At 34.3% G+C, this 13631-nt stretch carries 14 protein-coding genes and 1 pseudogene; 14 read left to right on the forward strand and 1 reads right to left on the reverse strand.

Annotated features, from left to right (window positions below; genetic code table 11):
* Positions 1–336 precede the first annotated feature (336 nt).
* The 12 genes from Xish_RS09580 to Xish_RS09635 all read left to right on the forward strand — a co-directional run bounded on the left by Xish_RS09580 (position 337) and on the right by Xish_RS09635 (position 12016).
* Positions 337–1587 (forward strand): tetratricopeptide repeat protein, encoded by a 1251-nt coding sequence (locus Xish_RS09580; protein WP_141553968.1) that lies wholly within the window; start codon positions 337–339, stop codon positions 1585–1587.
* Positions 1584–1997 (forward strand): VOC family protein, encoded by a 414-nt coding sequence (locus Xish_RS09585; RefSeq protein ID WP_099117675.1) that lies wholly within the window; start codon positions 1584–1586, stop codon positions 1995–1997. The genes Xish_RS09580 and Xish_RS09585 overlap by 4 nt, the downstream gene beginning before the upstream one ends.
* Positions 1998–2122: 125 nt before the next feature.
* Positions 2123–3136 carry a TauD/TfdA family dioxygenase gene (locus tag Xish_RS09590; RefSeq protein WP_099117676.1) on the forward strand — a complete coding sequence of 338 codons (1014 nt, stop codon included), beginning with the start codon at positions 2123–2125 and terminating at the stop codon, positions 3134–3136.
* Positions 3137–3147: 11 nt separating this feature from the next.
* Positions 3148–4104 carry an aldo/keto reductase gene (locus Xish_RS09595; RefSeq protein WP_099117677.1) on the forward strand — a complete coding sequence of 319 codons (957 nt, stop codon included), beginning with the start codon at positions 3148–3150 and terminating at the stop codon, positions 4102–4104.
* 26 nt (positions 4105–4130) lie between these two features.
* Positions 4131–5027 (forward strand): hypothetical protein, encoded by an 897-nt coding sequence (locus tag Xish_RS09600; protein WP_099117678.1) that lies wholly within the window; start codon positions 4131–4133, stop codon positions 5025–5027.
* Between the two features lie 134 nt (positions 5028–5161).
* Positions 5162–6016, forward strand: a complete 855-nt coding sequence (locus tag Xish_RS09605) for an amidohydrolase family protein (protein ID WP_244185973.1) — start codon at positions 5162–5164, stop codon at positions 6014–6016.
* Positions 6016–7011, forward strand: coding sequence for an ABC transporter ATP-binding protein (locus Xish_RS09610; RefSeq protein ID WP_099117679.1), 996 nt, complete (start codon positions 6016–6018; stop codon positions 7009–7011). Before Xish_RS09605 ends, Xish_RS09610 begins: the two co-directional genes overlap by 1 nt.
* Positions 6995–7801 (forward strand): ABC transporter permease, encoded by an 807-nt coding sequence (locus Xish_RS09615; protein ID WP_099117680.1) that lies wholly within the window; start codon positions 6995–6997, stop codon positions 7799–7801. The genes Xish_RS09610 and Xish_RS09615 overlap by 17 nt, the downstream gene beginning before the upstream one ends.
* A gap of 4 nt (positions 7802–7805) precedes the next feature.
* A complete protein-coding gene (locus tag Xish_RS09620) occupies positions 7806–8588 on the forward strand; it encodes an ABC transporter permease (protein ID WP_099117681.1) in 783 nt (260 codons plus the stop codon).
* An 86-nt stretch (positions 8589–8674) separates the two neighbouring features.
* Positions 8675–9346 carry an arsenical resistance protein ArsH gene (arsH, locus tag Xish_RS09625; RefSeq protein ID WP_099117682.1) on the forward strand — a complete coding sequence of 224 codons (672 nt, stop codon included), beginning with the start codon at positions 8675–8677 and terminating at the stop codon, positions 9344–9346.
* A gap of 59 nt (positions 9347–9405) precedes the next feature.
* On the forward strand, positions 9406–10551 hold the full coding sequence (locus Xish_RS09630; RefSeq protein WP_099117683.1) for an outer membrane protein assembly factor BamB family protein: 1146 nt from the start codon (positions 9406–9408) through the stop codon (positions 10549–10551).
* A gap of 1 nt (position 10552) precedes the next feature.
* On the forward strand, positions 10553–12016 hold the full coding sequence (locus Xish_RS09635) for a carboxypeptidase M32 (RefSeq protein ID WP_099117684.1): 1464 nt from the start codon (positions 10553–10555) through the stop codon (positions 12014–12016).
* 157 nt (positions 12017–12173) lie between these two features.
* On the opposite strand, the pseudogene Xish_RS18935 reads toward Xish_RS09635, so the two are convergent.
* Positions 12174–12589 (reverse strand): annotated as a pseudogene (locus Xish_RS18935) (transposase); the annotation flags it as partial.
* Between the two features lie 3 nt (positions 12590–12592).
* Between Xish_RS18935 and Xish_RS18575 the strand changes: the two are divergent.
* Both Xish_RS18575 and nudC read left to right on the forward strand, forming a co-directional pair.
* A complete protein-coding gene (locus Xish_RS18575) occupies positions 12593–12787 on the forward strand; it encodes a hypothetical protein (RefSeq protein WP_167383248.1) in 195 nt (64 codons plus the stop codon).
* Positions 12788–12817: 30 nt separating this feature from the next.
* On the forward strand, positions 12818–13585 hold the full coding sequence (gene nudC, locus Xish_RS09645) for an NAD(+) diphosphatase (RefSeq protein ID WP_208614817.1): 768 nt from the start codon (positions 12818–12820) through the stop codon (positions 13583–13585).
* Positions 13586–13631: the final 46 nt, after the last annotated feature.

The raw sequence follows: 13631 nt of genomic DNA on the forward strand, positions 1-13631 counted from the left end.
TAGATAACATATTACTATGTTGTGATATATATTTTCATAAAGGAGATAAGATATGATTAATTATACAAGTATTGATTTAACTATAAACCCTGCAATGTTTTGTTTCTAATGGTAACAATTGATTGTTATTGTTATGATAATGTTTGCATTATATGTTGAATTTAAAGGAGATAAGATATGATTAATTACACAAGTATTGATTTAACTATAAATCCTGCAATGTTTTGTTTTTAGCCATTAGAATAACACATTGTAGGTAAGTGTTTAGAGCGGACGAATAAATTAGCATTCGTCCGTTTCTACTACACTGTCAAAAATAAAAAATTGGAGAATAATATGTATTCTGGATCTCAGTCTTTAATAGAGGCAGCTCTGCATTATAATAGAAGAGAATATAAAGAAAGTATTTGGTCTAAAGCAACCTGCTTAGCTTTAACAAATCATAATTTTGATATGAATGGGTATGTAATTACTCAAGCAATGGAGTATTCATTTCTGAAAGAGATTGCTCAGATTGCAAATATTCCCTACGTAGATGTCACCTGTTTTAATTATGAGTGTGCAGGTCCGGGTAATGCTTTACAATGGCTGCTCTCTATGAAAGTTTATTTACCAGATATACAAAAAGTAAATTTGGCGAGAGCACTTATCACAACGGCACGGTATCATTTAGCTCAGGATATCCTATCGATAGTAAATCCTGAAAAACTTCAACCAGAACAGAAAATAACTTATTTTATTACATCATTTATTGTCCGTAATCGTTTAGTGTCAGGGAGTGATTGCTCAGACTTATTTGGAAGAATAAAGCAGATTATTGAAGATAAGAATATATCTGAAGAAAACATTCTTGAGGCTGCTTCCCTAGCTATAGTTTGGTATTTAAAAACAGGTACAATTGATTTACAGACTTACGAATGGTTTAAACAGTGTGGAGAATTTATTTCAGAAAAAATTATTGAGCGTAAAACATTTAAAGCTAAATTAGCACTTTCATCATTTTATCGTGCATATGCAATGGTACCTGCGGCAATAAACGATATACCTAAGACTCGTTCCATTATGCTAAAATCTCAGCATTTTTCTGATATACTTGAACCAGAAAATGAATTAGAGACAGTACTCGCTGAGACAGCGAAAAAGACAGTGCTAGAATCATCAATTAAAGAAATGATGTATGTCAGCAAGCAATGGGATATAGCAGAAGAATACGCTCTGGAGCTTGTTACATTTGATCCATACTGGTCAGTTAACTATCAAGAACTTGCTGAGGTTTACCTGAAACAAAATAAATATTCTAAAGCACTAGAACAATACCAAAATGCAAAACAGATAGGTTTGCCGAGAGTAGCTTTTAATGAATATATGATTGGTGTATGTCATGAATATCTTGGTGATCATCAGGAAGCAATTAATAGTTTTAAAAACGTTCTTACAATGGATAAAACAAACATTTCATCAGGGATATCTGGTTACCGGGTATCATCAAAATATGATTTAGAATCTAAAAGTTATTTTCGTGAATTCATCAATAGTTGGGATGAGCAAGGTTTTCTCACATCTAAACATAAAGAGATGATAGTATGAATGAAATAAGGCAAATTAATGTAACACGCTTTGATCATATTCAAATGGAAGTAGCTAACCTTGATGAGAGTATCCGTTTTTATGAAGATGTATTCGGATTTGAAAAGAAGGAAGCTGGATTGAGGAGGATGGTTCGCTGGGTTATTTTGGGAAATAAAAATAAATTATACCTGTGTTTGCATGAATATGCTGACCGAGCTGGCATTAAAAATGCGGGATTGGAAATTACTCATGTTGGGTTTATTGTTGATGATTTTGATTCTGTTTTACAGAAATTAAAATCTCATAACGTGAAATTACCTGATGGCGACACTATCCAATATCATTCATCTCGTTCTGTTTACTTTCTTGATCCTAATGGCTATAAAATAGAAATTTCTGAATTCAATGGTGGCGGAATTGATCCATGAATAGCAACAACATATATACCCTACAGATTTCAGGATGCAGCCAACAAAGCTGTAACTTGAAAGATGAGGATAGTATATAAATAAAAATGTTGAGTTGTCAGAGGAATATTTAAAAGGTGAAAGATATGCTAAATGAAGAAAATAAAATATTTAGAAAAATTAGTGATAAGTTCAATAATGAAATATACTCACAATGTGTTATTCAATTGGATGAACATAATGTAAGCAGAATAATGTTTGAATTATCTCATGAAGAAATAGAACATAGTTATGTCGATAGTGAATTAAAGAAACTAGCAACCGATATTTATGAACGAATCAAAAATGGGAATGGAATTGTTATATTAAAAGGAATGCTTATTAATGAACTAAATGAAACGGAATTAGGTGAACGTTTTTTGCGGTTTTGTAGTTTGATGGGAACACCTGTTTCTCAAAGTGTGATGGGAGATATTCTCGGGCGAGTAGAAGATATGACGCATATCGATCCTGATGCCCGGGGTTATAGAAATAAAGAAGAATTGTTTATGCATACAGACCAACCAGATATGGTGTGCATGCTTTGTGTTAGACCAGCGCAACAGGGAGGGCAAAGCAAATTTGCCAGTGCATTGGCACTACATGAAGCGATTAAGAAAACTAGACCTGATTTATTACCCGCTTTATATACAGGATACCCGTATCATCGTCTGAATGAACATCCTCTGGGAGCCAGTGAAATCACAGAGCATAATGTTCCTATATTTTCTGAATATAATGGAGATCTTAGTATTAGATACCTAAGATTTAATATGCTTGCGACGGCATTTGCACGGAAGGAAAAAATACCATTGCCTTTAAATAAAGCTATTGATTATATTGATGAATTATCTACATCCTCTTATTTTTGCTGGATTACCTCACTTGAAAAAGGAGATATGCTCTTTTTCAATAATTACCTTTTCCTGCATTCACGCACTGCATTTAAAGATAGTAAAGATCCAGCGAAAAAAAGGTTAATGTATAGGGTATGGCTGGCGTGTGAAAATTTCCGTTCCATACGGCCTGAACTTGCTGTTCATCCTGAAGGTGCTGGTGGTCGAGGAGGGATCTCTCCTCAAGAAGGTAAAAGACCTCGTTTTGATTATGACTTGGAGTAACGGTTATTCCTATGAAATATAAAACACTTGGAAATAGTGGCGCTTATGTTTCAGCCATATGTCTTGGTACACAACAATTTGGCCGATGGGTTGATGAAACGGAAGCCTGCGAAATATTAAATGTATTTACTGAGCATGGTGGAAATTTTATTGATACTGCTGATTGTTATCCTATTTATCTTCCTAATGGGAATAGTGGCGGTGAATTATCAGAGTCCTTTATTGGTCGATGGTTAAAATCTTATTCAAAGAGAGATGATCTCATCATTGCAACAAAGTTCTCAGCTCCGATGAATGATAAACCAAATAATGAAGGTATTTCAAGGAAATATATTATCAAAGCAGTTGAACAATCACTTAAACGTCTGAATACTGACTATATTGATCTTTATCAAGTACATGATGATTATTTTGATGTTCCCATGGAAGAAACACTGAGGACTTTGGATGACTTAATTAAAAAGGGTTTGGTACGCTATATCGGTTGTTCGAATTTTTCAGCTTGGAGATTGATGAAAGCTTTAGGCTTGAGTGATAAGCGAGGTTATGCTTCTTATGTAACAATACAAAATAAATATAATCTTCTAGAAAAGTGTGAATATGAATCTGAGTTGATGGAGCTATGTAAGGAAGAAAGAATCGGAATGTTACCTTATGTACCTCTAGCTAAAGGTTTTTTGACGGGAAAATATCATCAAGGAAGTATGAGTGATGGATTTTTCAGAGAAAAAGATGTAAGAAAACTTTATGACAACAATAGAAATTGGGAAATTTTGCATCTTGTCCAATCTATTGCAGATAAAAATGGAATAAATAGTACCCAAGTTGCACTAGCATGGCTGATGCAAAGACCTGGTGTGGTTGCGCCTGTAGTGGGAGTTAATAGCATCGAACAATTGAAAGTAATATTAGCGTCAGTCGATATTTCTTTATTAAATACAGATATTGCAGATCTTAATCAGGTTTAGGAATATTTAGGAAAAGGAGAGGATGTGTGACAATTGCTTTGATAGACCATTGTTATAGTATTCTTTCGACAGAAAAGAGACAAAAGGCCATTTCTTTGTTAAATCGCTCTGGCTTTTTGGTGAGTTCTAACTGTATACAACATGATGGTGGAAAAGAGAGCATTTTTATTCATTTTACAGGTTGTTATTTGGAGTTAATTGAAGTTATAAATCAGAATCAATTTGAATCCTCTTGCCGAGCAACCGAATTGCGGGCATCAAAGTTTGGTTATCCTTATGCTCTTGTTGCTGCAACAGGAAATATTAATAATTGTGAAAATAAACTGAAAGAATCTTATCATGATCTTGATAAGGTCAGATATATGATTCCTAATATCCCAGGATGGGAAAAAGCGGCATGGGCTATTTTAGATATTTCTGAGCGTTATACACCCGGATGTTATTTTCAATTTATACAATATCTTTTAAGAAAACCTACATGGTCTCAAGTAAATTATGGGTTAAATAACATTTATGGAATTAGTGGTTTTTATTTTTGTACACATACACCGCTTGAAGATAGAGAATATTGGTATCACTTTCTTTCTTTGATAGGAGACTGCTATGAATCTAAAGGAAGTTCATTATCAACAGGTTTACAGCAGTTAAATTGGTTACATCCTGATGAATTTTATGCTTATTTTGGTGTCAGACCTAATTTGGATGAGAGTCAGGGAGCAAGATTAGGTGCTGTAAAACTTTTATCTTCTGATATAGAAATATCATTTAACTATTTAAAAGAGGGAGGATTTATTATAGAAGATTATACCAAAGAAGGTTTTTATACAAAAGTTGATTCTAACTTAGGATATGCCTTACATATCGTAAAAGGAAATAGTGTATTTGATTATTCCGCTAGTATTAATCAGCGGTTACTGGAGTAAAGCTATAGTGGAACTAAAATAATATGACATAACATCATAAATTCTAATGACAAGGCAGTATGATTATGGAACTTGTAGATTGTGTCAAGTTATACTGATTCGATTATAACATAAATTTTTTAATTGAGGATAAAATGAAAGAATTTGAAATTAATCTATTTGATGCTCATATTCATACCGAATTTGAAGGAATGCCAGACCATTTTAGTGGAATAACAGCGAGTTTAGATTCCTTTAAGGAAGCAATAAGTGGGATCAATTTTGTTGGTGCGTTATCAGATTCTGCAACACCTTCACAAAATTATGGTGACTTAAGTAAACATAAAATTTACCATTGTGCTGTTGTCAGGAATTTAAATTATAATATTGATATAATTGAAGAAAAAATTATTTCTGGCAAGGCTTTCGCAATAAAAATTAATGTTGGTTTTATACATCGATATGCATCTGATGTACTTTTTCAACCACTTTATACTCTTGCTGAAAAATTAAATGTACCGATAATGTTTCATAGTGGAGATCCCGGCTGGGGGCATGCTAAGGTTAAATATGCTGATCCTGTTTCTTTTGATGAAATTGCTGTTGATTATCCGAATGTTAATTTTGTTTTAGTACATGCGGGTAACCCCTGGTTTCAGAGCGCGGCCGTTGTTGCTGCTAAAAATAATAATGTATTTCTGGAAGGTTCATCATTGATTGATGGCGATACAAGGGCATGTCCTGACGAACGGGCAAAAAGACTAATATCATATCCATTATCTTGGATAATGGATTATCTTGGCTCTTCTAAAAAATTAATTTTCGGTTCTGGCTGGCCTATGGTAGATTTAAAATCTTATATCGATATTTTCCGACAAGGGATCCCGGAACAAGCTTGGAAAGATGTTTTTTGTGATAATGCCCTCAAATTATATGGATTCGTAATGGAAAAAGGATCTGATGGGCAATTAATATGTGTGTCAAAATACCAAACGGAAAAATTCAAATAATGTCCATTATTCAGGTAAATAATTTATGTAAGTCCTACGAGATTTATACTAAAAATCCAGGCCTGTTAGGCAGTTTGAAATCATTCATTAAAAGAGAATACGCGATAGTAAAGGCAGTAAGATCAATAGATTTTTCTATTGATAAAGGTGAAATTGTGGGGTTTCTTGGCGCTAATGGAGCAGGAAAAACAACCACAATGAAAATGTTAACAGGAGTTATTAAACCATCTTCAGGGCATGTTAGCGTATTGGGCTATACGCCTTATGAACGTAAGAACGAATATTTAAAATCCATATCATTTGTAGCAGGACAAAAACAGCAACTGGCTTGGGATCTAACACCTAATGATTCTTTTATACTACATAAAGTTATTTATTCTATTAACGAAAAAGATTTTTTAAAATATCGTGATCAACTTGTGGATATGCTTTCTCTTAATTCCATTATCGACAGACCGGTTCGCCATTTATCTTTGGGTGAAAGGATGAAATGTGAACTTGCTCTATCATTATTGCATAAGCCATCTGTATTATTTTTAGATGAGCCGACGATTGGGCTGGATGTCAATATGCAACGTTCAGTTCGTGAATTTATTGCACATTATAATCAGATAAATAATGCAACCATTCTTTTGACATCTCATTACATGGCAGATGTTGAAGCTCTTGCTAAACGGGTTATTATCATTAACTCTGGTGAGATTGTTTATGACGGAAAGTTATCACATTTAATAAAAAAACGCTCACCAAAGAAAATATTGAAGGCAATCATTTCAGGGCCAATAAGACCAGAATTAAGATCTTTAATTAATTTATCTTCTGCTGATGAGCAGAGTATTGAATTGACTGTAGAACGTGATTTACTTCCTTCTGTGGTGGCAAAGCTAATGGAAGAAAAAATAATACTTGATATCTCTATTCACGATGAGCCAATCGAAAAAGTCTTAGAAAGATATTTATCTTCATACGGTGAAAATAATGTTGAAGCGCATTAAGAGAAGCCTATTGTTATGGCGAGTACTCATTGGTTTGTCTTTCTCAAGAGTGGTTGCCTATCGTGCCCAATCAATTATTTGGTTATTAGGTGGAGTTATGCCTATAGCTGTCATGTTTGTTTGGCTGGGATTGGCAAAAGAAGGGGATGTCGGTGGTTATACTGCAAGTGATTTTGCGATTTATTTTCTTTCAATCTATCTTGTTCGCCAGTTGACAGCAATTTGGGTTATGCGGCGTTTAGATAGTGATATTCGAAGGGGAGAATTATCAATGCTGTTATTGCGGCCAGTTTCTCCTCTCTATAGTTATATATCTGATCATACAGGTGAGATGATGGTCAGAGGGCCGATTATTTCACTGGTCTTTGTATTAGGTATTTTATTGACAGGTAATTTTTATCGTTTAGATATTGTCAATTTACTGACTTTTATTCCAGCTCTTGCTTTTGCGTGGATTATTATATTTCATCTTTATTATTGTCTTGGATTACTGGCATTTTGGATCAATAACTCTATGGCATTCGATCCACTGCTTTGGGCACTTTATACCATTTTAGGCGGAGTGTTAATTCCACTTGATTTATATCCAGAAAGTATCACATTTTGGTTGAAATTATTACCTTTTTCCTCAGCATTAGATTTTCCTGTTCAGATAATATTGGGAAAATTGGATGGTTTTCTCCTGTTGGTTGGGTTTGGCGTACAGTTATTCTGGGTTATTCTATTGACATTTTTCAGAATATTATTATGGAATGCAGGGCTGAGAAGATATTCAGCATCTGGAGCTTGATATAATGAGATACATTTTATTATTTTTAGTCTTACTGAGGCATTCTTTTTTGCTGGAGTTTGAATTTCGTTTCAATGCGATAGTGAATTTAATAAATTCTAGTCTTTCTTGTTTACTGGCATTATTAGTGCTGACCGGTTTTTTTGGTCAAGTATCTCAGGTTGGAGGCTGGACTTACTATCAAATGGTTGCTTTATTAGGAGTGACACTGATTATTGAATCTTTTATAGATAGTTGGTTATTTCCAAGTGTGCATTCTCTTTCTGAATATATCAGACGAGGAGATTTGGATTTGATTATCACTCGTCCTGTTGATACCCAGTTTTTTATTAGTTTTCATCGTTTTAATATATGGGATGGTGCTAATTTTATTGTTGGCTATGCAGTAGTATTATTTGCCATGCACCAGCAGAATGTGTTAACTATTTTTAATTTCTTGCAATTTAATTTTGCCATGCTGTTAGGTACTTGTATTTTTTATTCCCTGTTTATGTGTTCAAATCTGATTGCTTTTTGGTTCACTAAAGTGTCAGACGTATGGGTTATTTGTTATTCATTAATGGATGTTGGGCGTTTTCCGGTGAGTGCGTATCCTGGAGCTTTACGTTTTTTGTTAACTTTTTTATTGCCTGTTTTCTTTGTTAGTAATGTACCCGCTCAGGCAGCTTTAGGAATATTAGAAATGAAAATATTATTATTGGCTTTATTATGTGCTATTTTCACTCTTATTTTAACTCGTTTTTTCTGGTTGAAAGCGATTTCAAAATATAGTAGTGCTAGTAGTTAATTCATGATTTATAGATTTTAAATTCTATTTCGTATAGTTATCTATATAACATTAGAATTAATAAAATTGAGTTATTGGAAAGTTTTATGACTAATATATTATCAAATTTAAATAACAAGTTACCAGATATTATTTCTCCAGAACTGTTAGATAAACAGATAAAATCCTCACATAAAATACGTATTTTACTTTTATATGGTTCTAACAGAATCCCCTCTTTTAGTCGCTTACTTATTCAAGAAGCAGCCCTTTTACTTAATGCTCTAGGAGCGGAGACTAGGATCTTTGATCCCTATCATCTGCCCTTACCAGATACTGTTATTGATTCTCATTATAAAGTTATAGAATTGCAGCAATTAATGCAATGGTCAGAAGGTCAAGTTTGGTGCTCACCAGAGCATCATGGTTCCGTTAGTGCAGTATTTAAATCACAAATAGATTGGGTTACTTTGGAAACAGGTCTATCATGCCCTACGCAAGGTAAGACATTAGCAGTATTGCAGGTAAATGGAGGAACTCAATCTTTTAATGTTGTTAATCAACTGCGAATAATAGGTAGGCACATGAGGATGTTCACTATTCCTAATCATTTATCTGTACCAACATCTTTTCTTGAATTTGAAGATACAGGTCGAATGAAAGCATCACGTTATTACGATAAACTTGTAGATGTTATGGAGGAATTACTTAAATTTACTTTAACATTGCGTGATTCACGCCAATATTTTATAAATAGATATTCAGAGAGAAATGAATAATAAAATATACTTATATGCATCCAGTTAATGAAGATAATGTTTTCATATAAGGAATAATAATGACATATGATCCTACTATATTTAATTTACATTTAAAAAACACTTGGTATAAAAACAAACAATCATTAAGAAGTATCAAAAAAGCATGGTCAACTATACGATACGATTATACAAAACAGCCTAAATTATGTGGTGTTTTAGCTTTTAATGAGCGTGTATGGAGTATTCCTGGGGAAATTGGAAATAATAAATTCATTGTAAGTTGTTATGATGGATATATTTATTGCTATCACCTGAATACATTAGAAAAAATTTGGCGGTTAAAAACAAACGGTCCTATTTATAGTTCTCCGGCAGTAACAAAAAACGGTGATTTTATTATCGGTGGAGAAGATTCTACTCTGAGAATGATATCTTCCCATGGACATTGCTTATGGCAATTCAATGCTACTGACGCATTCCATTCTACACCAACAATAGATGAAAATACTGGAATTGTTTATGCGGGAAGTTATGATCACTCTATGTATGCTATCAATATAAATAATGGGGAATTACTATGGAAACGAGATTTTGAAAAAGGGGTTATAGATGACATCTATAGCTCACCAGCTTTAACTATTGAAGGAAATATTATTTTTGGAACTAACAAGACATTAATTTGCCTTAACAGATTCGGAGCCACACTTTGGAAAATTATAAATGAAGGAAGATTTGAAGGGAGCGCTGCTTTAGATTATAGCATTAACACAGGTATTATAGGTACTGAAGAGAATGGTCAAATTATTATTTTTGATATTACTACAGGAGAAATACGTGCAATACATCAAACAGAAGGGTTTGTTGTTTCTTGCCCATCCATTGGATACAAACATATAGCAACTGTAGGTAGTGATGATAAAAATATCTATGGTATTAATCTTTTGACTACCGATATTTTATGGAAATATTATGTAGGAACCCGTTTTGTGTATACTCCGTTTTCTTCCCTCCCTAATGGCGACCCAATATTTGTGGGTACAAGTGATGATTCTAACCATTTTTCAGAATCACTACATTGCCATAACTATTTAAATGGGGAATTTCGTTGGAAAATTACTGCTCCAACCGGTATACATTCATCACCTTTAATTATTGAAGACGGATATTTAATTATTGGTTCACACTGGAATACAGCATATATTTATAAGTGGGAGGAATCCTGAAGTGAAATATTATAGAAAATTAGAAAAATTAATGAATAAATGGAGCTTATTGTATGGTGCCAGCATGATCCTCCAATGGGATAGTAGGACGATGATACCTAAACGTAGTCATCTATTGAGATCAGAACAAATATCTCTACTCAGTACAATGCAGTATGAGATACTGGCAAGTGATGAAATTATAGAGCTTCTAAACTATATTGATAATAGTATACTCAATGATTGGCAGAAAGCTAATATAAGAGAGATATTTCGATTACATAATATAGCAAAAAAATTACCTAAAAATATTATTAATAAACTTGCTAAAGAAACCGCAAAATGTGAAAAACATTGGCGCGTTAGAACCAATCAATATGATCAGGAATATCTTGAAAAATATTTTGAAGAAGTTGTTACCTTAACAAGAGAAATGGCATTTTTATTAGGTGATGGTTTAGGTTTAAGTGCTTACGATGTACTATTAGAACAACAACAACCAGGATTAAGAGATGATTTAATTGTCCCTATATTCAATCAAATAGAATTATTTACAAAAGATTTTTTATCTATAAGAAAAAATCTCGTAGAAGAAAAAGATAATTGGCCAGTGATTCCTGTCAATCAACAAATAAAATTTATAAAGGAATTAATGTCTGAAATGAGATTTGATTTTAGTACTGGGAGGTTAGATGAGAGCACACATCCTTTTACTGGTGGAATATCTGGTGATATAAGAATTTGCAGTTATTTCAAACCAGATGATATTATATTAAGCATTTCAGCAATTATGCACGAAATGGGACATGCATCTTATGAAAGTAGATTACCAAAAAAACTTCGTGGGCAACCTGTTAGTGATTCTCGAGGAATGTGTTTTCATGAAGGAATAGCTCTTTTTTTTGAAAAACAAATTGGTCACTCAAAAGAATATTTGGAGTACTTATCTGAAATTCTAGAAAAAGAATTTGGATATCTGAAATATTTTAATAAAGATAATTTAAAGAATAATTTCAATAAAATTAAAAGAAGCGGTATACGTGTTAGCGCTGATGATTTTACTTATCCAGCACATATTATTATAAGGTATAAAATAGAAAAGGAGTTAATTTCGGGTAATTTATCTGTTAAAGAGTTAAATGATAGATGGCGCTATTTATATAATTTATATCTCGGTATAACACCTCATAGCTATGAAGGCCCATGGCAAGATATTCACTGGGCAATTGGTCTTTTTGGCTATTTTCCATGCTATTTAATTGGGGGTGTCATTTCTGCACAGTTATTTAATAAAGCACAAAAGGAAATTTTAATTAAAAAAGAAATAAGTCAAGGTAAATTTAACAAAATACAAAAATGGCTAGGTGAAAAGATATATAGTAAAGGTTCTTATTTTGATTTTGAAGATCTTATTATATCAAGTTGTGGGCAATCACTCAGTGCTAATGATTTTATTAATAATTTGGTGGAAAGATTGAACCAGTGATCCTGAAATGCAGGGCAAGATTGCGAATGTTTTTTAACCCAAAAAGTAGGTTGCTTCGAATAAAGCACTTGTGATCTTATACTCCCTTTTGAGAGTGAAAACCTATACTAAATAGCTGATCTTAATTGTGCTGCATTTTTGCTATTCCATGCCCACTTCAGGGATACGGTGATACCGTATCCATAAAATGCTTAACCTATCTGAGCAGTTGCCACATATATCTGCACTTGTGGTTGCGTGTTATCGTTTCATGTAAAGCGTGCCAAAGTTTCTCAATCACATTGACTCAAGGCGAGTAGACAGGATGGAGTAACAGGTTGAATTTAAGATTGTTTTTTAGCCGAAGTTGCGTCCGGCGGCTTTTGTGAATAGTGTTGTAGTCCAGAATGAGTGTGATGGTTTGCCTGCCAGACAATGTTTACCATTGTTTCCCGGCGTCACCACTTTTTTCCGTTGCCCTTTCAAGGTTCAATCGGCCCCGATTTTCGGGTTGATATCGATATCCACCTCATCTTAATAGAAAACGGGGTTATCGCGGTTGCACGTGGCTAAGGCTTCATTAATAGCAGATACACTATGGTAGAGCAAAACCAGCCGTTTACCGATAAACGAGGTCAGCCCGTCCCTGTTGTAATCGGTTATCTGTTTCAGGTTGTGGGTGATATGCACCCAGTAAAAACCCCGTTTTTGGGAGCAGGAGTTTATTACTGTGACTCCTATTTAAGAAGAGTATTCACCAATGCGGTTAGTATCACAAGATTGAAGACGTAATAAATCACATAACTAACGATGGAACAGATTATGCAACAAAAACTGACAGGTAGAGAACAAGGCTGGTGGATTGTTAGTCTTGAAAATCGGGTTTGGCTACCACAAGGGGAATTACCTTTAGGTACGGCCAATCAGTGGGCATTGCAAGGCCATATAGCACAACCTATCGGTGAGTGGTTAGGGGAAACGGTTTGGTTGGTGCGTCAGAAAATGGCTTCAGATATGTCCTCTCCCCGTTTAGTTGCTGCTCAGAATGATAAGTTATTTCAATTGGTCGGGCGTGGTGTGCAATTGGCTGAGTTTTATCGTTCACATCACTATTGTGGTTATTGTGGTCAGGAGATGCAGCATAGTCAGCGTGAATGGGCCTGTTTGTGCAACCATTGCCATGAACATTACTATCCACAAATAGCGCCTAGTATCATTGTCGGTATTCGCCGTGATGACCATATTTTGCTGGCACAACATCAGCGTCATCGCAATGGGGTTCATACCGTACTGGCCGGTTTTGTTGAAGTGGGGGAAACTCTGGAAGAGGCTGTGCATCGTGAAGTGATGGAGGAGAGCGGAATTAAGATCCGTAACTTGCGTTATGTTACTTCCCAGCCGTGGCCTTTCCCGAATTCATTGATGGTGGGCTTTCTGGCTGATTATGAGAGCGGTGAAATCAATGTTGACCCCGTCGAACTTATCAGTGCAGATTGGTATCGTTATGATAACCTTCCCTTGATTCCTCCCCCTGATACGATTGCCCGCCGTTTAATTGAAGATACGGTTGCATTATGCCGTCATCAGTAATCATCACGTTATTGGAGGTTATGCCAGAAGTTCAAATTCAGGCATG

This window comes from Xenorhabdus ishibashii, assembly GCF_002632755.1.
Taxonomy (GTDB): Bacteria; Pseudomonadota; Gammaproteobacteria; order Enterobacterales; family Enterobacteriaceae; genus Xenorhabdus; species Xenorhabdus ishibashii.